Here is a 19,213-nt window from a genome sequence, read left to right on the forward strand (position 1 = left end):
GGATTCGCCTCGGGCTTCCTCCAGACCCCGCCTCACAACGACGCCCTTGCCTCCGGCTCGGAGTTAGCACCACCTCTTCCTCCAGGGGACTTTCACCCCCAAGCAATCGCCCATGCTGGGCGCACCAAGCTCAGGGCCCCGGCGTTCCGCCGGGGCCCGTGCCTCACTTGAGGAGGCGGGACATCCGGCGGTCGGCGAGCGGCTTGCCGCCCGTCTGGCAGGTCGGGCAGTACTGGAGGGACGAGTCGGCGAACGACACCTCGCGGATCGTGTCGCCGCAGACGGGGCATTTCTGGCCGGTGCGGGCGTGCACCCGGAGGCCGGTCTTCTTCTCGCCCTTGAGGTCCTGCGCTTCGAGGCCGCGCGAGCGTTCCACCGCGTCGCGGAGGGTGCTGACGATGGCCTCGTGCAGGGCCGCGACGTCCTCCCCGGTCAGCGACGCGGCGATCTTGAACGGGGACATCCGCGCGACGTGCAGGACCTCGTCGGAGTAGGCGTTGCCGATCCCGGCGATGACCTTCTGGTCGCGCAGCAGGCCCTTGATCTGCGTGCGCTTGCCGCCGACGATCGCGCCGAGCGCCTCGGGGGTGAACGCGTCGTCCAGCGGGTCGGGGCCGAGGGACGCGACGCCCGGCACTTCGGCGGGATCGCGGACGACGTACACGGCGAGGCCCTTCTTCGTCCCGGCCTCCGTCAGGTCGAAGCCGGAGCCGTCGTCCAGGTGGACGCGCACCGCGAGGGGGTTCTTGCCCCCGGGCCGTGCCGGCCTGGCCGGGATCTCGTCCCGCCACCGCAGCCACCCGGCGCGGGCCAGGTGGATCACCAGATGGAGCCCGTCGACGTCCAGGTCGAGGAACTTGCCGTGCCGGGACGCGCCGGTGACGGTCAGCCCGCCCAGCGAGGTCACCGGCGGGTCGTAGGTCTTCAGCGCGGAGACGGCGAGAACATCGATCCGGGCGATGGCATGACCGACCACGCGCTCCCGCAGGAAGCCCGCCAGCGCCTCGACCTCAGGTAGCTCAGGCATGGAATCAGTATCCGCGATGTCACCGCGAGGGCCGTCCACAGGGCTGTGGAAGGCTGTGGAAAAACCTGTGCACAACTCGGGGTCCGCGCGGGCGGACGGGCTCTCCAGGGGCGATACCTCAGCGAATCCGGGCGAACCGGAGACACGGGGTCCGGACGGCCGTGCACACAGGGTGTGGATAACTTTTCCCGCGGTGCCCGCCGGAAGGCTCGGCCGGCCGCTCACCAGGCAGGTCGGCGCGGTGTGACCGGGATCTCGAAATAACCCCTAGGGGGTACGGGTTGTCGAGCACTGGACGTTATGACACCATGAGGTCCGGAAGATACCCCCAGGGGGTAATACCGGAGGGAGATGCCAGATGAGCACCGCCACCTACACCGTCAGCGGAATGACCTGCGGCCACTGCGTCAGCTCGGTCACGGAGGAGGTCGAGCAGATCGCCGGCGTGACCGGCGTCGACGTCGACCTGCCGACCGGCCGGGTCACCGTGACGAGCGACGCGCCCCTCGACGACGCCCTGGTCAAGGATGCCGTCGAAGAGGCCGGATATCAGCTGAAGGCATGACCGGAGCGCCCCGCGTGTCCGCGCGGGCGAGCTCCCAGAGAAGCCAGCGGAGTGAATCGGCATGAACAGCGCGACCAGAGTGGGAGCCTACGTCGTGGGCCTGGCCGTCGTCTTCGGAGGCGCGGCGGGGATCGGCAAGGCCGTCGGACCCGTCGGCGCCTCGGTGGAGACGGCGTCGCATGAGGGTGGCGGCCACGGCGAGGACACCGGCGCGGGCGGCGGGCACGGCGGCGGGCACGGTGAAGCCGCCTCCCACGCGCCCGGCGGCCTGCAGGTTTCCGAGGACGGGTACACGCTCGTCCCGTACCGGACGACGCTCACACCCGGCAAGAAGACGGACTTCCGCTTCACCGTCAACGGCCCGGACGGCAAGCCCGTCACCGGATTCAAGCCCCTCCACGGCAAGCGGCTCCACCTGATCGTGGCGCGGCGCGACCTGTCGGGCTTCCAGCACCTGCACCCGACCGAGGCCGGCGGCGTCTGGACGGTGCCGGTCACGCTGCCGAAGGCGGGCGTGTACCGCTTCTTCACCGACGTCCAGCCCGAGGGCGCGCAGCGGCAGCTCACGCTGGGGATCGACATCACCGCCCCCGGCGAGCTGCGGCCCGCGCCGCTGCCGGAGCCCGAGCAGGTCGCGAAGGTGGACGGGTACGAGGTCAGGCTGGCCGGCGGCCTCACCCCCGGCAAGTCCACCGAGCTCACCCTCTCGGTGAGCAAGGACGGCGAGCCGGTCACCGACCTGGAGCCCTACCTGGAGGCGTACGGGCACCTCGTGGCGCTTCGCCAGGGGGACCTCGCCTACCTCCACGTCCACCCGGACGGGGAGCCCGGCGACGGCGAGACGAAACCCGGCCCGGGTATCACGTTCTTCGCCGAAGCGCCCAGTTCCGGCGCATACCGTCTGTACCTGGACTTCAAGCACGGCGGCAAGGTCCGCACGGCCGAGTTCACCGTGCACGCCGGAGACGCCGGGGCCCCCGTCCAGGAGCCGGAGCACGAAGAGCCGGGGCACGATGACCGGCCCCACACGCACTGACCGCACGATCGAGGCAAAGGAGGAGCGATGAGCACGGACACCGCGTCCGGGCGTATCGAGCTGGCGATCGGCGGTATGACGTGCGCGTCCTGCGCCAACCGCATCGAGCGGAAGCTCAACAAGCTCGACGGCGTGACCGCGACGGTCAACTACGCCACCGAGAAGGCGAGCGTCGAGTTCGCCGGCGAGGTCTCGACGGACGACCTGATCGCCACCGTGGCGAAGGCCGGCTACAGCGCCGAACTCCCGGCGCCGGAGCGGTCCGCGGAAGCGGCGCCGGAGCCGGACGACGGGCTGCGGCCGCTGCGGCAGCGGCTGGTCACGGCGGTCGTCCTGGCCGTCCCGGTCATCGCGATGGCGATGGTCCCGGCGCTGCAGTTCCGGGGATGGCAGTGGCTGTCGCTGACGCTGGCCGCCCCGGTCGTCGTGTACGCGGGCTGGCCGTTCCACCGGGCCGCGGCGATCAACCTGCGGCACGGCGCGGCGACCATGGACACGCTGATCTCCATCGGCACGCTCGCCGCGTTCGGCTGGTCGCTGTGGGCGCTGTTGTTCGGCACCGCCGGCGAGCTGGGGATCAAGCACGGCTTCGAGTTCTCGATGACCCGTTCGGACGGGTCGATGAACATCTACCTTGAGGCCGCGGCCGGCGTGACCATGTTCATCCTGGCCGGCCGGTACTTCGAGACGAGGTCCAAGCGGCGCGCCGGTGCCGCCCTCCGCGCGCTGCTGGAACTGGGCGCGAAGGACGTCTCGGTCATCCGGGACGGGCGCGAGGAGCGCATCCCGGTCGACCGGCTCGCCGTCGGCGACGTGTTCGTCGTCCGCCCCGGCGAGAAGATCGCGACCGACGGGACGGTCGAGGAGGGCTCGTCCGCCGTGGACGCGTCCATGCTGACCGGCGAGTCCGTCCCGGTGGAGGTCGCGCCGGGCGACACCGTCGTCGGCGCGACCGTGAACGCCGGCGGGCGGCTGCTGGTCCGGGCGACCCGGGTCGGCTCCGGCACGCAGCTCGCGCAGATGGCCCGGCTCGTCGAGGAGGCGCAGACCGGCAAGGCGCAGGCCCAGCGGCTCGCCGACCGGATCTCCGGGATCTTCGTCCCGGTCGTGATCGCCCTCGCGCTCGGCACGCTCGGCTTCTGGCTCGGGACGGGCACCGGCGCCGCCGCCGCGTTCACCGCCGCGGTGGCCGTGCTGATCATCGCCTGCCCGTGCGCCCTCGGCCTCGCCACCCCGACCGCCCTCATGGTCGGCACGGGTCGCGGCGCCCAGCTCGGCATCCTGATCAAGGGTCCGGAGGTGCTGGAGTCCACCCGCGCGGTCGACACGATCGTGCTGGACAAGACCGGCACCGTCACCGCGGGACGCATGGCCCTGGTCGACGTCGTCACCGCCGGCGGCGTGTCCGAGGACGAGGTCCTGCGGCTCGCGGGCGCGCTGGAGAACGCGTCCGAGCACCCGATCGCGCAGGCGATCGCCAAGGGCGCGGCCGAGCGCGTCGGCGAACTCGGCGCGGTGGAGGACTTCGCCAACGTCGAGGGGCTCGGCGTCCAGGGGGTCGTGGACGGCCACGGCGTCATCGCGGGGCGCCCGCAGCTCCTCGCCGAATGGTCGCAGCACCTGAGCCCCGATCTCCAGGACGCCATGGCGGCGGCCCAGGCGCGCGGCCACACCGCGGTCGCGGTCGGCTGGGACGGCGAGGCCCGCGCCGTGCTCACCGTCGCGGACCAGGTCAAGCCGACCTCGCGGGAGGCGGTCGAGCAGTTCCGGGCGCTCGGGCTGCGCCCGATCCTGCTGACCGGCGACAACGAGACCGTGGCGCGGACGGTCGCGGACGGGGTCGGGATCGAGGAGGTCATCGCCGAGGTCCTGCCGCAGGACAAGGTGGACGTCGTCAAGCGCCTCCAGTCCGAGGGCCGGACGGTCGCGATGGTCGGCGACGGCGTCAACGACGCCGCCGCGCTCGCCCAGGCCGACCTGGGCCTGGCGATGGGGACCGGCACGGACGTGGCGATCGAGGCGTCCGACCTGACCCTGGTACGCGGGGACCTGCGGGCGGCGGCCGACGCGATCCGGCTGTCCCGCCGCACGCTCCGCACGATCAAGGGCAATCTGTTCTGGGCGTTCGCCTACAACGTGGCGGCGATCCCGCTGGCGGCGGCCGGGCTGCTCGTGCCGATGATCGCGGGTGGCGCGATGGCGTTCTCCTCGGTCTTCGTGGTCGGCAACAGCCTGCGGCTGCGCCGGTTCAGGCCGCTGAACGCGGACGCCGGCGCCCCGGCCTCGGCCACCGCCACCGGACCGGTCCGTCAGGAGGTCCCGGCCCGCTGACACCCGGTCGACCACGGTCGAGCGCGGTCCCCGAGGGGGCCGCGCTCAGCCGCGCAGGGTGGCGACGAGCGCCGCGAACGCGGGGTCCGCGGCGGCTTCGTCCAGGGCCTCGGTCAGGGTCTCGCCGTAGGTGGGGGCGGCCCGCCGCTGGACGGCCCGCCCCTCCTCGGTGATCACGGTGTAGACGCCGCGGCGGTCCTTGGGGCACATGGCGCGGCGGGTGAGCCCGGCGGCCTCCAGCCGGGCGACGAGGCGGCTGACCGAGCTCTGGTTGAGGCCGATGAGGTCGGCGAGCTCCTGCATCCGCAGTTCCCCGTCCTCGGCGCGCGACAGCCGGCACAGCGCGCGGAACTCCGACAGGCCGACGCCGTGCCGCCGCTGCATCGCCTTGGCGAGCTGGTGCTCGACGCGCGCGTGCAAGGTGACGACGCCGTCCCAGAGCGGCGCGTCCGCCGTGCCGGTGTCCACCTGCGAACCGGCCGAACCAACGCTCATCTCCCGGATCCTCTCCATTTTCTTGACACCAGCCTACATGCAATGACAATCTCTGCATGTACATACAATCTATGTAGATACATGCTCCGGAGGGTCGTGATGTCCAGTCCGCTTCTGCTCCCCTACGACGGGCCGCACCTGAGGCTGCGGAACCGGATCGCCATGGCGCCGATGACCCGCGGCCGCGCGGACGACGCGACCGGCGTCCCGCATCCGCTGACCGCGCGGTACTACGCGCAGCGCGCGGCCGCCGGGCTGATCGTCACCGAGGGGCTCTGGCCGAACGTCCTCGGCAAGGGCGGGCCCGGCATCCCCGGGCTGGTCACGGACGAGCAGGTCGCCGGCTGGCGCGCGGTCACCGACGCCGTCCACGCGGCGGGCGGGACGATCTTCGCCCAGCTCTGGCACGTGGGCCGGATGACCCACCCGCTGAACCTGCCGGGCGGCGCGACCCCCCTCGCCCCCTCACCCGTCCGGATCGAGGGGGAACCGATCTACACGAACCGGGGCAACGTCGACCATGTCCCGCCCCGCGCCATGACGACCGCCGAGGTGGAGGCGACGATCGCCGACTTCGCCGCGGCGGCCCGCAACGCCGTCCGGGCCGGGTTCGACGGGGTCGAGGTGCACGGCGCGAACGGCTACCTCATCCAGCAGTTCCTCGCGGAGAACACCAACCGGCGCGGCGACCGCTTCGGCGGCTCCCGCACCGGGCGGCTGCGGTTCGCGCTCGACGTGGTCGAGGCCGTGGCCGCCGAGATCGGCCCGGAACGGGTCGGCCTGCGCATCTCCCCGCACAACCCGGAGAACGAGATCGCCGAACAGGACCCGCAGGGCACCTACCGGGCGCTCGTCGACGCCCTCGACCCGCTCGGCCTCGCCTACCTGCACATCATCGAGCGCGGCGCCTACGGGGCGCTGGCCGACCTGCGGCCACGCTGGTCGGGCACCCTCATCGGGAACTTCAACGGCCCGGAACCGACGTCGCCGCGGGCGGGCGAGCAGGTCCTCGCGGTGGGCCTGGCCGACGTTTTCTCCTTCGGCCGGCTGTTCATCTCGAACCCGGACCTGCCGGGCCGCCTCGCGGCGGGGGCGCCGCTCACCCCGCACATCCCGAACCTCGTCTACGGCGGCGGCGCCGAAGGCTACGTCGACTACCCGGCTCTCGCACCCCAGCACTGAGCACCCGAACCCGGAAGACGACCAGACCCCGCCGGGTCGTGCGACCCGGCGGGGTCCTGGTCTTGCCACCGGTGTGCGGGGTCGCCTCTCGGCGAAAGGCTCAACACGGCTCCAGCCGGACGGTATTCCGTGAAGGCGATAGGTGAGGCCCGGGGACACCAGGCACACCGGCTGCCATGTGTAACCGACGGCCCCCGGGGATTGTTCCCGGCGCCGCCGGCTCTTCCATACCCGGTGAACGCGGGTCAGCACGGTTACTCTACGTGAACACTCGCGTACAGGTCACGCCGTGACCGGAATACCTGCACAATGGCCCGGATGGAACGGGCGGACGAGGAGCGGCTTCGCCGTGCCCTGCGGGAGGCGCAGGACGGCGACGAGAACTCCTTCCGCATGCTGTACCGCGACGTCCAGCCCCGCCTGATCCGCTTCGCCGGCGCGCTCGTCGGCCCGGACGCCGAGGACGTCACGTCCGAGGCGTGGCTGCAGATCGCCCGGGACCTGCCCTCGTTCCGCGGCGACCTCGACGGCTTCCGCGGCTGGACCGCGACGATCACCCGCCACCGCGCCCTCGACCATCTGCGCCGCCGGTCACGGCGGCCCAGCGGCGACGTCCCCATCGAGGAACTGACCACGATGGCGGCCGGGGTCGACACCGAACTGGCCGCCCTGGACTGCATCGCCACCCAGGACGCGATCCGCCTGATCGCCGAGCTGCCCCGCGACCAGGCCGAGGCCGTGCTGCTGCGCGTCGTCGTGGGCCTCGACGCCAAGACGGCGGGCAAGGTCCTCGGCAAACGCTCGGGTGCCGTGCGCACCGCCTCCTACCGAGGGCTGCGCCGCCTCGCCGACCGCCTTGCCTCCGCCGACTCCTCCTCCGCCGACTCCTCCTCCGCCAGCGCCGAGGCCGTACCGCCCGCGCGGCTGACGGGGGACGTGCACCCGCTCCTGCGCCGTGACAAAAACGGCGGAACCGGCGCTGAAGGGGTGACATGAGCGATCACAACGGGTCGGGCGACCTCGACCGGCGCACCGCTGAGCGTGTCCTCGACGGTGCCGCCGAGCATGCCCGGCTGCACGCCCTGCTGGCCGCGGCCTCGGCTCCCGCGCGTCCAGGAGAACTCGCCGGCGAGGACACCGCCGTGATCGCCTTCAAGGCCGCCCGGCTTCCCGCGCGGACGTCCCGCATGGCCGCCCTGCGCCGCTTCCTCACGATCAAGGCGCTCGTCCTGGTCGGCGGCTCGCTCATCCTCACCGGCGGCGCCGCCGCCTACGCCACGATGAACGGGCACATCCCGGGCCGCGCCCCGGCGCCCTCCACGACCCCGACGATGGGCGATCGGACGGGCACGGGCCAGCACAGCAACCCGGTCGTCCAGGTCACGCCCCGCTCCGGGACGCCCGCGAGTCCGCAGCCCTCCACTTCGCGGCCCTCCGACGCGCCATCCTCCACTCCGCCCCCCGCCACGAAGCGGCCACCCGCCACACCTGGCCCGTCCAATGGTCCCGGCGGGGGGAGCACGCCAGGCCCACCGAACCAGACCGCACCACCGGGAAACCCGAGCCCACCACGAGGCCGCGGCAACAACAACGGGGTCCCACCGGACCAGGACTCCGGCAAAGGCAAGGAGAACGACGGCGCCGCCCAGGCTCCGACTCCGGAAGCGCAAGCGGCGAACCCGCCTGATCGTGCGGGCGTCACAGGCAGCCCTCGAACTGCGGCACGTCAACATCCGACAGTTTCAGGCCCGACGACCCGAACCACTTCCGCATGAACCCGGCCATCGTGCCGTCCTGGTACATCTGGGTGATCGCCGTGTTGAGCGCCTCGCACCCGTCCGGGTCGCCCATGCGGATCGCGATGCCCGTCCGCCGCTCCCCGAACCGGGAGTTCAGCAGCCGGAAATCCCCGCCCTGCCGCGTCTTCAGCCCCGCGAGGATCGTGTCGTTCGTCGTGATGGCGTCGATCCGGCCGTCGCCCAGCATCGTCATGCAGTCGTCGTAGGACCGCGCCGCCACCGGAACCGCGGCGACCTGCCGTTCGACGGTCACCGCCTCCGCGGCTCCGGACCCGGTCACGGCGCAGATCCTCCGGCCCTTCAGGTCCTGGACGTCGCGGACGTCCCGCTCGTCCTTCCGCACGAGGATGTCCTGGTACGACAGGAGATACGGCCCGGCGAACGCCAGCCGCTGCTGCCACTCCGGCTCCAGCCAGAACGTCAGCACCATGTCGACCTTCCCGCTCCGGAGGAGTTGCTCCCGGTCCGCCGCCAGCGCCGGGGCGAACCGGATCTTCTTCCCCATCCGCTCCGCCAGGTAGCGGGACACGTCCACGTCCAGGCCCTCGAACGTGCCGTCCGCCCGCCGGAACCCGATCCCGGGCAGGTCCGGCCGCACCCCCGCCACCAGCGTCGTCTTCGCGAGGATGGACGCGTCCTCCGCGCCGCCGCACCCGGCCAGGACGAGGCAGCCCACCAGCATCGAGGCCACCGGCCGCCGCATCCGCGACCCCCAATCCCCGAGCACGCCCCGCTCCCGGCGAGCGGGGAGCCACGCACTCAAAGATCACAGCCCGCCCGCTCGCCCTCCACCCTCCTGTCCACATACGGCCTACGCGCCGCCCGTGTTCACTTCACGACGTCGTAGAGGAGGTGGACGGCCTGCGGCGTATCGACCACGCTGACCCTTTCGAGCTGCACGTGGCCGTCCCCGAGGTGGTCGACGAGCCGGGCGCCGCCGCCGAAGAGCACGGGCACCAGGTGGATGCCGATCTGGTCGACCAGGCCGGCCCTGATGAACTGGCTGCCGACGTCCGGGCCGCCCATCACGTAGACCTTCTTGCCGCCGGCGGTCTCCTTCGCCTGCCGCAGGGCGCTCTCGATCCCGTCGGTCACGAAGGTGTAGACGCCGTTCTCCGGCGCGTCGTCGGGCGCCCGGTGGGTCAGGACGAACAGCGGCAGCCGGGCGGGACCGGTCGGCCCGTCGGCACCCCACCAGCGCAGGGAGTCGTCGTAGGTTCGCCGCCCCCCGATGAAGGCACCACCCTCCGCCGTCGTGGCGGCCAGGAGTTCGGCGTTGCCCGTGCCGCCGTCCATCGCCCACTCGTGCAGCCGATCGCCGCCCTTGCCGAGCGGTTCCTCCGGTGTGCTGCCGGTGGCCTTGACGTATCCGTCCAGCGACATGCTCATATCGAAGATCACCTTGCTCATGGGAGCCCCCTTCAGTAGTCCGTGCCTCTGCGTCGCCGCCAGCGTGGCGGACCCGGGTGGCAGAGTTGTGTCACCGCGGTGAAACTCGCCGCCGGGCCGGGGAAGGGGGGCTCCACGTGCTGACCGTCGAGATGCTGGGGCCGCTGCGCGTCTCGGTGGACGGCAGGCCGGTCGAGCTTCCGGCGGGGCGGCTGCGCGCGCTGCTGGCCGTGCTGGCGATGTCGGCGGGACGCACCGTCCCCACGGACACGCTCGTGACCGCCCTCTGGGGGACGGAGGCGCGCGGCGACCCGCGGGCCAACGTCCGGACGAACGTGCGGCGGCTGCGCCGCGCCCTGGAGACCGCGGGCACGCAGCCGATCGCGGCCCGGGCGGGCGGCTACCAGCTGGCGGCCGACCCGGACCGGGTGGACGCGCTCCGCTTCGGCCGGCTGCTCGACGAGGCGGCGGACGCGACGGACGCGGCGGCCGAACGGTCCCGGCTGTCCACTGCGCTCGCGCTATGGCGCGGCACCCCCTTCGAGGGGATCCGGTCCGACTGGCTGGAGCGGTCCGCGGCCCCCGCGCTGGAGGAGCGCTACCTGACCGCGCTGGAACGCCACGTCGACCTGCGTCTCGCGGACCGCGCGCCCCCGGCTGCGGCCGGGCTGGTGGCGGTGGCCGAGCGCCATCCGCTGCGGGAGTCCCTCTGGGTGCGGGTGCTGCGGGTCCTGGGGGCGGCCGGGCGGCCGGCCGAGGCGCTGGAGCGGTACGAGGCGCTCCGGCACCGGCTCGCCGAGGAACTCGGCACCGACCCGAGCCCGGAGCTGCGGCAGGTGCACGCCGACCTGCTGGCGGGCGGCACTCCGTCCGTCCGGCGCGCGGTGCCCCGGCAGTTGCCCGCGGCCGGCAGCGGCTTCACCGGCCGGGAGGCCGAGGCGGCCGCGCTCGACGCCCTGCTCGAACCCGGCCCGGCGCGGTCCCGGTCGCCGCTGATCGCGCTGATCGCCGGAACGGCCGGGGTCGGGAAGACGACGCTCGCCGTCCACTGGGCGCACCGGGTCGCCGGACGCTTCCCGGACGGCCAGCTCTACATCGACCTGCGCGGATACGACCCCTCGGGCGAGGCCGTGCGGCCGGCCACGGCCGTCCGCGAGTTCCTGGACGCGCTGCGGGTCCCTCCGCACCAGATCCCCGACGGCCCCGCCGCGCAGGCCGGCCTCTACCGCGGCCTGCTGGCGGAGCGGCGCATGCTCCTGCTGCTGGACAACGCACGCGACGCCGACCAGGTCGCCCCGCTGCTTCCCGCGGCTCCCGGCTGCCTGGTCGTGGTCACCAGCCGCGACCACCTCGCCGGGCTGGTCATGACCTACGGCGCCCACCCGCTCACCCTCGGCCTGCTGCCGCCGGGCGAGGCCGGGCGGCTGCTCGGCCGCCGCGTCGGCCACGACCGGCTCGACGCCGAGCCCGCCGCCGCCGCCGAGATCGTCCGCCGCTGCGCGGGGCTGCCGCTGGCGCTGGCGATGGTCGCCGCTCGCGCCGCGATCCGTCCCGCGCACCCGCTCACCGCACTCGCCGGCGAGCTGCGCGACACCCTCGGCGCGCTGGAGGGCGCCGCCGACATCCGTGCGGTCTTCTCCTGGTCGTACGACACGCTCGGCGACGAAGCGGCCCGGCTGTTCCGCCTCGTCGGCGGGCTGCACCCCCGGGACGCCGCGATCGCCGCCGCCGCGAGCCTGGCGGGCGTCCCGCCGGCCGCGGTACGTGCGCCGCTCGCCGAACTGACGCGCGCCAACCTGCTCACCGAGCACGCCCCGGGCCGCTACTCCTGCCACGATCTGCTGCACGCCTACGCCGCCGAGCTCTGCCAGGTCCACGACACCGACCGGGAGAACGCGCTGCGCCGCCTCGTGGGGCACTACGTCCAGTCCGCATACGCCGCCGCCGGGCACCTCCACGGCGACATCGACACCGCCGCGCCGGATTCACCGCCCCCGGGCGTCCACGTCACCGACTTCACCGGAGCGGACGAGGCGCTGGCCTGGTTCACCGCCGAGCGTCCCGCCCTGCTCACCGCCCTGAGCCTCGCCGCCGACCTGCGTGCGGACCGGGAGGTCTGCCGGCTGGCGCAGGCGTTGTTCCTCGTCCTGCACCGGCAGGGCCGCTGGCACGACCGCGCCGAAACCCAGCGAACGGCCGTGGCCGCCGCCCGGCGGCTGGGCGAACCCGCGGAAGAAGCCCGCGCCCACCGCAACCTGGCCGCCGCACTGGCCGACCTGGGCCACCTGGACGAGGCCCACCGCAACCTCGACATCGCATTGGCACTGTCGCAGAACGACACCATCGGCCAAGCATGGACGCACTACTACCGGGACCTCGCCTACGGCATCCAGGGCCGCGAGGCAGACGCGCTCCACGCCGCCGCTCAGGCCCATGCGCTGTTCGAGCAGGCAGGCGACCTGGCCGGGCAGGCCCTCGCCCTCACGAACCTCGGCTGGTATCACGGCAGGCTGGGGAACCACCGCGAAGCCGTCGATCTGTGCGAGCGGGCTCTCGTCCTGCACCAGAAGTCCGGCAACCGCCCGCACGAGGCCCACACCTGGTCATGCCTGGGGGACACCCACCTCCAGCTGGGCGATCCCACCGGCGCCGTCCACCGCTATCGGCGGGCTCTCGACCTTTTCCGTAAGGTCGGTGACGTGTACGGCGAAGTCAGCACCCTCGCCCACCTCGGCGCCTGCCATCATCTGGCCCACGACGATCCGGCCGCCCACGAGCTGTGGCACCGGGCCCACACCCGCCTGAAGGACCTCGACCCCTCCAGCACCGACCAGATCCACGCCCAGCTGACGACCGTCAGCGGAACCGCCGCCGACGCCTTCCGCCGCCGACGCTGACGCGGCCGGTCAGCGCGCCGGCGGGACCGCCAGGATCGACTGCACGGTCGCGACGACGACACCGGGGGTCTCCTCCGGGCTCAGGCGCCCGGCCCGGTTCTCCTCGGCGGCACCGTGCAGGACGTGCTGGATGACGCTGACCAGCCAGGACATCGGCAGGTCGGTGCGGAACGCGCCCTGGTCCTGGCCCCGGCGGAGCAGGTCCTCGACGCGCTCGGCGGGGGCGGCGTGCAGCTGGCGGACGCGTCCGTCCGGCAGGGTCCCCTGGGCCGCCGCCAGCAACGCCGTGGACTCGGCCACCAGCGACCAGCTCGATTCGAGCAACCGGGTCAGGGCGTCTCGCGCGTCGCCGGTGAGATCGACGGCCGACAGCACCTCCTCACCCGCGCGCAGGGCATCGCCCAGGGCGGCCTCGATCAGTTCCGCCCGGTTGCGGAAGTGGCCGTAGAGCGTCATCCGGCCCACCCCGGCGGCCTTGGCGATGTCGTCGATGCTCGCGCTCGGGTCCCTGCTCAGGCTTTCGCGGGCCGCGGAGACGATGCGGGCGATGCTGCGCTCGGCGTCCGCGCGCCGGCGCCGTCCGGGAGGGGCCGTGGTCATGCTCCGCACCCTAACTCGTACGGCGGTGTACGTGTTACTCTCACTCCATAACTCGTATACCGATGTACGACTTAGGGAGAGCGGAATGACGCAGCACGTCCAAGACCCGTCCGCGCCGCAGAGCGCGCCCAACCCGCTGCGATGGCGCATCCTCGGATTCCTCGGCGTCGCCCAGCTCATGCTGATCCTCGACGTCACCGTCGTGGCCATCGCGCTGCCGAACATCGAGGCCGACCTCGGCCTGAGCCGCCAGGCCGTCACCTGGACGGTCAGCGCGTACACCCTGACCTTCGGCGGCCTGATGCTCCTCGGCGGGCGCGCCGCCGACCTGATCGGCGCGAAACGCGTCGTGCTCACCGGCCTGCTGGTCTTCACCGCGGCGTCACTGGTGACCGGCTTCGCCGGCTCGGCCGCCCCGCTGCTCGGCGGGCGCATCGCGCAGGGCGTCGGCGCGGCGCTGCTGTCGCCGTCCGCGCTGTCGCTCGTGGTGCACCTGTTCGACGGCGAAGAACGCAACAAGGCGCTCGGTGTCTGGTCGGCGCTCGGCGGAGGCGGCGCCGCACTCGGCGTTCTGCTGGGCGGGCTGCTCACCGCGGGCCCCGGCTGGCCCTGGGTGTTCTACGTCAACGTCCCCATCGGGCTGATCATCTTCGTCGCCCTCGCCCGGATGCTGCCGGCCCAGAAGGTGACCGCGCCGCGTCCCGGCCTGGACGTGCTCGGCGCGCTGCTGGTCACCGCCTCGTCCGCCGCACTGATCTACGCGTTCATCCGCGCCGGGGACGACGGCTGGCTCACCATCGCGACCGGGACGCTCGTGCTGCTCGCCGCCGTCGGCTACGTGGCGTTCGTCGCCCGGCAGAAGACCGCGAAGTCCCCCATGATGGACGTCGCGCTGCTGGCCCGGCGCCCGGTGGCCACCGGCACGTTCCTGATCCTGATGGCGACCGCCCTGATGATCGCGGTGTTCTTCCTGGGCACCTTCTACTTCCAGCACGCGGAGGACTTCAACGCCCTCCAGACCGGCCTGCTGTTCCTGCCGGTCGCGATCGCGACGATGCTCGGCGCCCACCTCACCGGCCGGGCGATCGGCACGGCGGGCGCGCGCCTGCTCGCCGTGACCGGCCTGCTGACCGCCGCGCTCGGCATGGCCGTCCCCGCCATCTCGATGCACCCGGCGACCGTGGTGGTCGGCACCGCCGTCGCGGGAGCCGGGACCGGCGCGATGTTCGTCGTCGCGTCGGCGACCGCCCTCGGCCAGGTGGCGCCGCACGAGTCCGGCATCGCCTCGGGCATCGTCAGCACGTTCCACGAGTTCGGCGCGTCCATCGGCGCCGCCGTGATCTCCAGCGTCGCCGCCGCCAGCCTCGTCGGCGACACGCTCTCCGGCTTCACGAACGGCTTCGTCCTCGCCGCGGTCGCCGCCGCCGTCTCAGCCGCGGCCGCCGCCGTCCTGACACCCGGCCGCGCACGATGAAGGATGTCGGACGCGAAAGGCACGATGCACGTTGAGCCCACCCGGAGGTGACCGATGATCGTGAGACCCGCCCGCCAGGCCGACCTGCCGCGACTGTCCCCGCTCTGGCGGGCGGCCTGGCTCGACGGGCACGAGGGTCACGTCCCCTCCGAGCTGATGGCCGCCCGAGGCCCCGAGCACTTCGCCGCGCACGCCGAGAAGTACCTGGGCACGACCCTGGTGGCCGCCGACGCCGACGACCGCCTTATCGGTTTGATCATCCTCGGGGACGAGGACGGCGAGGTCATCCAGCTGGCCGTGGACGGCTCCGCCCGCGGCCAGGGCGTCGGCGGCGCCCTCCTCCAGGCCGCGGAGGACCGCTTCCGGGGACGACACAGCGAGGCGTGGCTCGCGGTCGTCCCCGGCAACACCCGGGCCCGCCGCTTCTACGAACTGCACGGCTGGCGCGACACCGGCCCCTTGACCTACCGGGCCCCCACCGCGACCGGCACCGTCCCCGTCCCGGTCCACCGCTACGTCAAAGACCTGTAAGGCACCGGCACCCTGCAACCGAACCCGCCGGAGCGGGGATTCAGGCCCTACGCATCGCCCTTGAGCCGAACGAGCAACGCCCGCCACACCTCCGGCGTCATGACCAGCCGCGGCCCCTGCGGATCCGTGGAGTCCCGGATGCCGACCACGGCATTCGGCGCCGGAGCCAGGGCCGCGCATTCGACGCAGGTCTCAGACTGGCTGGCACTGTGGCTGCTCTTCCGCCAGTGAAGCATCTACATCTCACCCTTGAGCCGGACGAGGAGCGTCCGCCACGCCTCCGGCGTCATGACCAGCCGCGGGCCCTGCGGATCCGTGGAGTCCCGGATGCCGACGACGGCATTCGGCGCCGAGGCCAGGGGCGCGCATTCGACACAATTTTGCGGCTGGCTGCCACTGTGACTGCTCTTCCGCCAGTCAAGCATCTACATCTCACCCTTGAGCCGGACGAGGAGCGCCCGCCACGCATCGGGAGTCAAGGCCAGACGCGGCCCTCGCGGATCCGTGGAGTCGCGGATGCCAACTACGGCATTCGGTGCCGGAGCCAGAGCCGCACACTCAACGCAGGTCTCCGGGTAGCTGCCACTGTGGCTGCTCTTCCGCCAGTCGGTCACCTGCTGTTCCCTCCCGCCGCACCAGTTCGGAGAGTCCAGACCGCCTGTTCGATTCGTTCGCGGGTCTGAGCCTCCGTGAGAGCGATCCTGCGGAGTTCCACCTGGATGGCCCGGTAAGCGGCGACGCCTTCGTCCTCGTCGATGAAGATCCGTCGCTGGAGCCCATCAACGATCACGATGGGGAAGTTCCCCGCTTCAACGTGCAGGACGGCGAACGATCCGTCAACACCAGGGTTCCTGGTGGCAGTGAACGGCAGAACGCGCAGTTCGATGTTCGGCCACTCGGTGAGCTCAAGCAGGTACTGGAGTTGGGCGATCATGACCTCGCGTCCGCCCATCCATTGGCAGATCGCTGCTTCCCCGACCACGGCGCTGATCGAAAGAGGTTCAGTTCTGGTGAGTGCCTCCTTTCGTGCCATGCGGTAGGCCACCAACTGATCGATGTCCTTCGCGCCGCTGCTAGGTACGGACGTCATGACGGCGCGGGCGTACTCCGGTGTCTGGAGGAGCCCGGGAATGACGTCGGCGTGGTAGGCGAACAACTCCGAGGAGTCCTGTTCGAGGAGTACGTATTCGCCGTAGTTGGGCCCCTTCCCTGGGAGTTTGTGGCGCCTGATCCAGTCGCGGGAGCGGCCGCCGGTGGCGAGGCCGACCAGTGCGACCCTCAAGTCGTCGTCCTCCGGCAGGCCGTACATCATGGCGATGTAGTTGACCTCGTGGGTCCGGGCTACTACCTGGGCGTTCTCCATTCGGCTTATGGCGCTCTTGGACATGCTGAGGAGCGCCGCGGCCTCGTCCAGGGTGAGGCCGCGTTCTTCGCGGATCTTGCGTAGCTGGGCACCGAGTCGCCTTCGGCGGACGGTGGGGGGTCGCTTCGGCATATCACCAAGTGTGAGTGACTGACAACACGTTGTCATGGCGGTCATGAAGATGGGGATATCCCGCCTTCCTCAACTCCCAAAGTCCTTCGCTCCCCTTGTCATTGAGATCGATTGTGCGGCCTCACCTGGCCATTCATGCTGGCGGACGACTCTCACCAGAAGGAGTGGAACGATGACGCAGTGTGAGACCGGGGTCGGAGGTCCGACCAAATGAAGCTGCTCGGGACGATCACGATGCCGGGCGTGCCGAAGTCCGCACAGACTGCACGGACGTTCGTCCGCGGCCTGGCTCCGCACATCGAGGACGAAGCCATGGCCGACATCGTCCTCTGCGTGGACGAACTCGTTGCGAACGCCTGCGAGCACACCGCGTCCGGGACGGGCGACGGCGAGGTGACCGTCATCGTGAGCACGGGCGAGGACGTGCTACGCGTGACCGTCCTGGATCAGGGCGGCACCCAGGGCCGGCCTCGTGTGCGCCACGATCCGTGCTCGGAGGACGGTCGCGGCCTACTGCTGGTCGACGCGCTTTCGAAGAGCTGGGGAACGCACCCCGCACTGAACGGCACGGCCGTATGGGCGGAGTTCCATGCGATCCGTCCCTTGCGATAACACCCGCCAACGCGCCAAGAGCCGCCGACGGATCGGCGTCCGGCCTTCCGCCCTCGGTGCCGAGGAAGCAACCTCCGCCGCCTTTTGGACCATTTAGTCTTGCCCGATGCCGCTCCTCGTCCTTTCACCTCGGTACACGTCCGACTCCAAGGCGCTGCGGGCCGCGGCCGGGCGCCTGGGCTGGAAGGCGGAACGGCTCGGCGGGTGGCGCGCTCCGGACCACCTGCGCGGGCAGGACACGGCCCTGTACGGCGAACCGACGTTCGTCGAGGTCATCGCGGCACAGCTCGGCGTGCGGCTCCTCGATGTCGCGCCCGGATGGCTGCCGGGCCTCCCTGAGCGGCATCGACGTCGACACATCGACATGTCGACATTGGGAGACGTCCGGCGCACCCTCCCCGAAGCGACGTTCGTCAAGCCTTCGGACGGCCGGAAGGCATTCGAGGGCAAGGTCTACACGACCCCCGACGAACTCCCCGGGCGGGACGTCCTCCCAGACGACACCCCAGTGTTCACCTGCGAGCCCGTAACGTGGGACGTCGAATTCCGCTGCCACATCCTTGAGGGCACGGTCGTCACCATGTCGCCCTACCTGCTGCATGGAGAACTCGCCCTCACCCCAGATGGGACCTGGGAAGCTCCAGACGCCGACGTGCAGCAGGCAAGGCAGTACGCCGAAGAAGTCCTCGCCGAAGTCCCGGTCCCGCCCGCGACCGTCCTGGACGTGGGACGAATCCGCGACCGTGGCTGGGCGGTAGTAGAAGCCAACGCGGCCTGGGGTGCGGGCCTCTACGGCTGCGACCCAGAGCAGGTCCTCCACGTCCTGGCCCGCTCCTGCCTCGACCACGACGCAGCAGCGGCAGACCACGACTGGGTCATCGACCAGGTGGACCTGGACATCGAGGGGTAGACGACGATCGCACCGCGAGCCCCGGCCGACAGCGGCCGGGGCCCGCACGCGATGGGTCAGATCTCCTTCAGGAATCCCGAGTCGACCGCGAAATCCGCGCCCGTCGTGCTCGCCGAGCGCGGCGACGCCAGCAGCGCGACCACGTCCGCGATCTCCTGCGGGTCGGTGAGACGGCCGGTCGTGAGGCTCATCATCTCCGCCGCACCGCGCTCCAGCACCGTGCCGCGGTCGGACCCCGTGGCCCCGGCGATGATGTCCGCCGCGCCGCCCTCGTCCGTCCACCACGGCGTCAGCACCGGCCCCGGCGAGACCGTGTTGACCCGGATGCCCTGCGGCCCGAACTCCTCCGACAGCCCCTTCGTCAGGTTGGTCACGGCGGCCTTCGCCGCGTTGTAGTCGAAGTTCATCGGCCCGGGCCGACGCGCGTTCCCCGACGAGACGTTCACGATCGACGCCGCGTCGCTCTTCAGCAGATGCGGGATCGCCGCGCGCACCGCCCGGACGACGGCGTACAGGTTGAACTCGAACATGTCACGCCAGTCGTCGTCCGACAGGCCGCCGAAGCCGAACCTCGGCAGCCGCGCACCGGGAGGCGGCCCGCCCGCGTTGTTGACCAGGACGTCGAGCCCGCCGAACGCCTCCACCGCACGCTCCACCGCCTGCATAGGGGCGTCCGGGTCCATCAGGTCGGCCGCCACGTGCAGCAGTTCCGGACCGGCGAGCGCGTCCAGTTCCCCGGGCTTGCGGGACACGGCGACCACCCGGGCGCCCTCCCCGAGCAACGTCCGCGTGACGGCCAGCCCGATCCCCTTGGACGCACCCGTGACGACCGCGACCCGGCCGGTGAGCTGCAGATCCATGAAGTCCCCT

21 protein-coding genes are annotated in these 19,213 nt (G+C 72.0%); 10 read left to right on the forward strand and 11 right to left on the reverse strand.

Going from position 1 to position 19,213, the window contains the following annotated elements:
* Nucleotides 1-163: 163 nt before the first annotated feature.
* A complete protein-coding gene (locus E1289_RS21225) occupies nucleotides 164-1,027 on the reverse strand; it encodes a DNA-formamidopyrimidine glycosylase family protein (protein ID WP_131982796.1) in 864 nt (287 codons plus the stop codon).
* Between the two features lie 358 nt (nucleotides 1,028-1,385).
* Here E1289_RS21225 and E1289_RS21230 point away from each other — a divergent pair, with 358 nt between their 5' ends.
* The 3 genes from E1289_RS21230 (at nucleotide 1,386) to E1289_RS21240 (ending at nucleotide 4,959) form a co-directional block, all read left to right on the forward strand.
* Nucleotides 1,386-1,592 (forward strand): heavy-metal-associated domain-containing protein, encoded by a 207-nt coding sequence (locus E1289_RS21230; RefSeq protein ID WP_131982798.1) that lies wholly within the window; start codon nucleotides 1,386-1,388, stop codon nucleotides 1,590-1,592.
* Between the two features lie 61 nt (nucleotides 1,593-1,653).
* The gene (locus E1289_RS21235; RefSeq protein WP_243713023.1) at nucleotides 1,654-2,628 is read left to right on the forward strand and encodes a hypothetical protein; all 975 of its coding nucleotides are present in this window, start codon (nucleotides 1,654-1,656) and stop codon (nucleotides 2,626-2,628) included.
* Nucleotides 2,629-2,655: 27 nt separating this feature from the next.
* Nucleotides 2,656-4,959: a heavy metal translocating P-type ATPase gene (locus E1289_RS21240; protein ID WP_131982800.1), complete on the forward strand. Its 2,304-nt coding sequence runs from the start codon at nucleotides 2,656-2,658 to the stop codon at nucleotides 4,957-4,959.
* A 45-nt stretch (nucleotides 4,960-5,004) separates the two neighbouring features.
* Here E1289_RS21240 and E1289_RS21245 read toward each other — a convergent pair whose 3' ends face one another.
* Nucleotides 5,005-5,454 (reverse strand): MarR family transcriptional regulator, encoded by a 450-nt coding sequence (locus E1289_RS21245; protein WP_131982802.1) that lies wholly within the window; start codon nucleotides 5,452-5,454, stop codon nucleotides 5,005-5,007.
* A gap of 99 nt (nucleotides 5,455-5,553) precedes the next feature.
* Here E1289_RS21245 and E1289_RS21250 point away from each other — a divergent pair, with 99 nt between their 5' ends.
* Nucleotides 5,554-6,636 (forward strand): alkene reductase, encoded by a 1,083-nt coding sequence (locus E1289_RS21250; RefSeq protein ID WP_131982804.1) that lies wholly within the window; start codon nucleotides 5,554-5,556, stop codon nucleotides 6,634-6,636.
* A 318-nt stretch (nucleotides 6,637-6,954) separates the two neighbouring features.
* Entirely contained in the window at nucleotides 6,955-7,632 is a 678-nt protein-coding gene (locus tag E1289_RS21255) for an RNA polymerase sigma factor (RefSeq protein ID WP_131982806.1), read from the forward strand.
* Between the two features lie 274 nt (nucleotides 7,633-7,906).
* Here the strand turns inward: E1289_RS21255 and E1289_RS21260 are convergent, their stop codons facing one another.
* The 3 genes from E1289_RS21260 to E1289_RS21270 form a co-directional block, all read right to left on the reverse strand.
* Nucleotides 7,907-8,104, reverse strand: a complete 198-nt coding sequence (locus E1289_RS21260) for a hypothetical protein (RefSeq protein WP_131982808.1) — start codon at nucleotides 8,102-8,104, stop codon at nucleotides 7,907-7,909.
* Nucleotides 8,105-8,334: 230 nt separating this feature from the next.
* The gene (locus E1289_RS21265) at nucleotides 8,335-9,162 is read right to left on the reverse strand and encodes a transporter substrate-binding domain-containing protein (RefSeq protein WP_243713024.1); all 828 of its coding nucleotides are present in this window, start codon (nucleotides 9,160-9,162) and stop codon (nucleotides 8,335-8,337) included.
* Between the two features lie 101 nt (nucleotides 9,163-9,263).
* Complete coding sequence (locus tag E1289_RS21270) at nucleotides 9,264-9,845, reverse strand: dihydrofolate reductase family protein (protein WP_131982810.1); 582 nt, start codon at nucleotides 9,843-9,845, stop codon at nucleotides 9,264-9,266.
* Between the two features lie 116 nt (nucleotides 9,846-9,961).
* Here E1289_RS21270 and E1289_RS21275 point away from each other — a divergent pair, with 116 nt between their 5' ends.
* On the forward strand, nucleotides 9,962-12,721 hold the full coding sequence (locus tag E1289_RS21275; protein ID WP_131982812.1) for a BTAD domain-containing putative transcriptional regulator: 2,760 nt from the start codon (nucleotides 9,962-9,964) through the stop codon (nucleotides 12,719-12,721).
* 9 nt (nucleotides 12,722-12,730) lie between these two features.
* Here E1289_RS21275 and E1289_RS21280 read toward each other — a convergent pair whose 3' ends face one another.
* Nucleotides 12,731-13,321: a TetR/AcrR family transcriptional regulator gene (locus tag E1289_RS21280; RefSeq protein ID WP_131982814.1), complete on the reverse strand. Its 591-nt coding sequence runs from the start codon at nucleotides 13,319-13,321 to the stop codon at nucleotides 12,731-12,733.
* A gap of 85 nt (nucleotides 13,322-13,406) precedes the next feature.
* On the opposite strand from E1289_RS21280, the gene E1289_RS21285 reads away from it, so the two are divergent.
* Together E1289_RS21285 and E1289_RS21290 are read left to right on the forward strand one after the other, a co-directional pair.
* On the forward strand, nucleotides 13,407-14,795 hold the full coding sequence (locus E1289_RS21285) for an MFS transporter (protein WP_131982816.1): 1,389 nt from the start codon (nucleotides 13,407-13,409) through the stop codon (nucleotides 14,793-14,795).
* Between the two features lie 54 nt (nucleotides 14,796-14,849).
* On the forward strand, nucleotides 14,850-15,326 hold the full coding sequence (locus E1289_RS21290) for a GNAT family N-acetyltransferase (RefSeq protein WP_131982818.1): 477 nt from the start codon (nucleotides 14,850-14,852) through the stop codon (nucleotides 15,324-15,326).
* Between the two features lie 47 nt (nucleotides 15,327-15,373).
* On the opposite strand, the gene E1289_RS21295 is transcribed toward E1289_RS21290, so the two are convergent.
* The 4 genes from E1289_RS21295 to E1289_RS21310 are packed head-to-tail and all read right to left on the reverse strand — an operon-like array spanning nucleotide 15,374 to nucleotide 16,821.
* Nucleotides 15,374-15,562: a DUF397 domain-containing protein gene (locus E1289_RS21295; RefSeq protein ID WP_131982820.1), complete on the reverse strand. Its 189-nt coding sequence runs from the start codon at nucleotides 15,560-15,562 to the stop codon at nucleotides 15,374-15,376.
* Nucleotides 15,563-15,751, reverse strand: coding sequence for a DUF397 domain-containing protein (locus E1289_RS21300; protein WP_131982822.1), 189 nt, complete (start codon nucleotides 15,749-15,751; stop codon nucleotides 15,563-15,565).
* Nucleotides 15,752-15,940 (reverse strand): DUF397 domain-containing protein, encoded by a 189-nt coding sequence (locus E1289_RS21305; RefSeq protein ID WP_131982824.1) that lies wholly within the window; start codon nucleotides 15,938-15,940, stop codon nucleotides 15,752-15,754.
* On the reverse strand, nucleotides 15,937-16,821 hold the full coding sequence (locus E1289_RS21310; RefSeq protein WP_165970565.1) for a helix-turn-helix transcriptional regulator: 885 nt from the start codon (nucleotides 16,819-16,821) through the stop codon (nucleotides 15,937-15,939). The genes E1289_RS21305 and E1289_RS21310 overlap by 4 nt, the downstream gene beginning before the upstream one ends.
* A 210-nt stretch (nucleotides 16,822-17,031) precedes the next feature.
* Between E1289_RS21310 and E1289_RS21315 the strand changes: the two genes are divergently transcribed.
* Nucleotides 17,032-17,433, forward strand: a complete 402-nt coding sequence (locus E1289_RS21315) for an ATP-binding protein (RefSeq protein WP_131982828.1) — start codon at nucleotides 17,032-17,034, stop codon at nucleotides 17,431-17,433.
* A 106-nt stretch (nucleotides 17,434-17,539) separates the two neighbouring features.
* A complete protein-coding gene (locus E1289_RS21320) occupies nucleotides 17,540-18,343 on the forward strand; it encodes an ATP-grasp domain-containing protein (RefSeq protein WP_131982830.1) in 804 nt (267 codons plus the stop codon).
* A gap of 56 nt (nucleotides 18,344-18,399) precedes the next feature.
* Here E1289_RS21320 and E1289_RS21325 read toward each other — a convergent pair whose 3' ends face one another.
* On the reverse strand, nucleotides 18,400-19,203 hold the full coding sequence (locus tag E1289_RS21325) for an SDR family oxidoreductase (protein ID WP_131982832.1): 804 nt from the start codon (nucleotides 19,201-19,203) through the stop codon (nucleotides 18,400-18,402).
* Nucleotides 19,204-19,213 lie beyond the last annotated feature (10 nt).

Source organism: Actinomadura sp. 6K520, from assembly GCF_004349245.1.
Lineage (GTDB): Bacteria > Actinomycetota > Actinomycetes > Streptosporangiales > Streptosporangiaceae > Spirillospora.

Coding starts and splice junctions, on each gene's coding strand:
- E1289_RS21325 (WP_131982832.1), bottom strand. CDS start 19,203: ATGGATCTGCAGCTCACCGGCCGGGTCGCGGTCGTCACGGGTGCGTCC.
- E1289_RS21310 (WP_165970565.1), bottom strand. CDS start 16,821: ATGCCGAAGCGACCCCCCACCGTCCGCCGAAGGCGACTCGGTGCCCAG.
- E1289_RS21230 (WP_131982798.1), top strand. CDS start 1,386: ATGAGCACCGCCACCTACACCGTCAGCGGAATGACCTGCGGCCACTGC.
- E1289_RS21255 (WP_131982806.1), top strand. CDS start 6,955: ATGGAACGGGCGGACGAGGAGCGGCTTCGCCGTGCCCTGCGGGAGGCG.
- E1289_RS21270 (WP_131982810.1), bottom strand. CDS start 9,845: ATGAGCAAGGTGATCTTCGATATGAGCATGTCGCTGGACGGATACGTC.
- E1289_RS21290 (WP_131982818.1), top strand. CDS start 14,850: ATGATCGTGAGACCCGCCCGCCAGGCCGACCTGCCGCGACTGTCCCCG.
- E1289_RS21320 (WP_131982830.1), top strand. CDS start 17,540: ATGCCGCTCCTCGTCCTTTCACCTCGGTACACGTCCGACTCCAAGGCG.
- E1289_RS21285 (WP_131982816.1), top strand. CDS start 13,407: ATGACGCAGCACGTCCAAGACCCGTCCGCGCCGCAGAGCGCGCCCAAC.
- E1289_RS21235 (WP_243713023.1), top strand. CDS start 1,654: ATGAACAGCGCGACCAGAGTGGGAGCCTACGTCGTGGGCCTGGCCGTC.
- E1289_RS21240 (WP_131982800.1), top strand. CDS start 2,656: ATGAGCACGGACACCGCGTCCGGGCGTATCGAGCTGGCGATCGGCGGT.
- E1289_RS21295 (WP_131982820.1), bottom strand. CDS start 15,562: ATGCTTCACTGGCGGAAGAGCAGCCACAGTGCCAGCCAGTCTGAGACC.
- E1289_RS21225 (WP_131982796.1), bottom strand. CDS start 1,027: ATGCCTGAGCTACCTGAGGTCGAGGCGCTGGCGGGCTTCCTGCGGGAG.
- E1289_RS21300 (WP_131982822.1), bottom strand. CDS start 15,751: ATGCTTGACTGGCGGAAGAGCAGTCACAGTGGCAGCCAGCCGCAAAAT.
- E1289_RS21315 (WP_131982828.1), top strand. CDS start 17,032: ATGAAGCTGCTCGGGACGATCACGATGCCGGGCGTGCCGAAGTCCGCA.
- E1289_RS21245 (WP_131982802.1), bottom strand. CDS start 5,454: ATGAGCGTTGGTTCGGCCGGTTCGCAGGTGGACACCGGCACGGCGGAC.
- E1289_RS21280 (WP_131982814.1), bottom strand. CDS start 13,321: ATGACCACGGCCCCTCCCGGACGGCGCCGGCGCGCGGACGCCGAGCGC.
- E1289_RS21250 (WP_131982804.1), top strand. CDS start 5,554: ATGTCCAGTCCGCTTCTGCTCCCCTACGACGGGCCGCACCTGAGGCTG.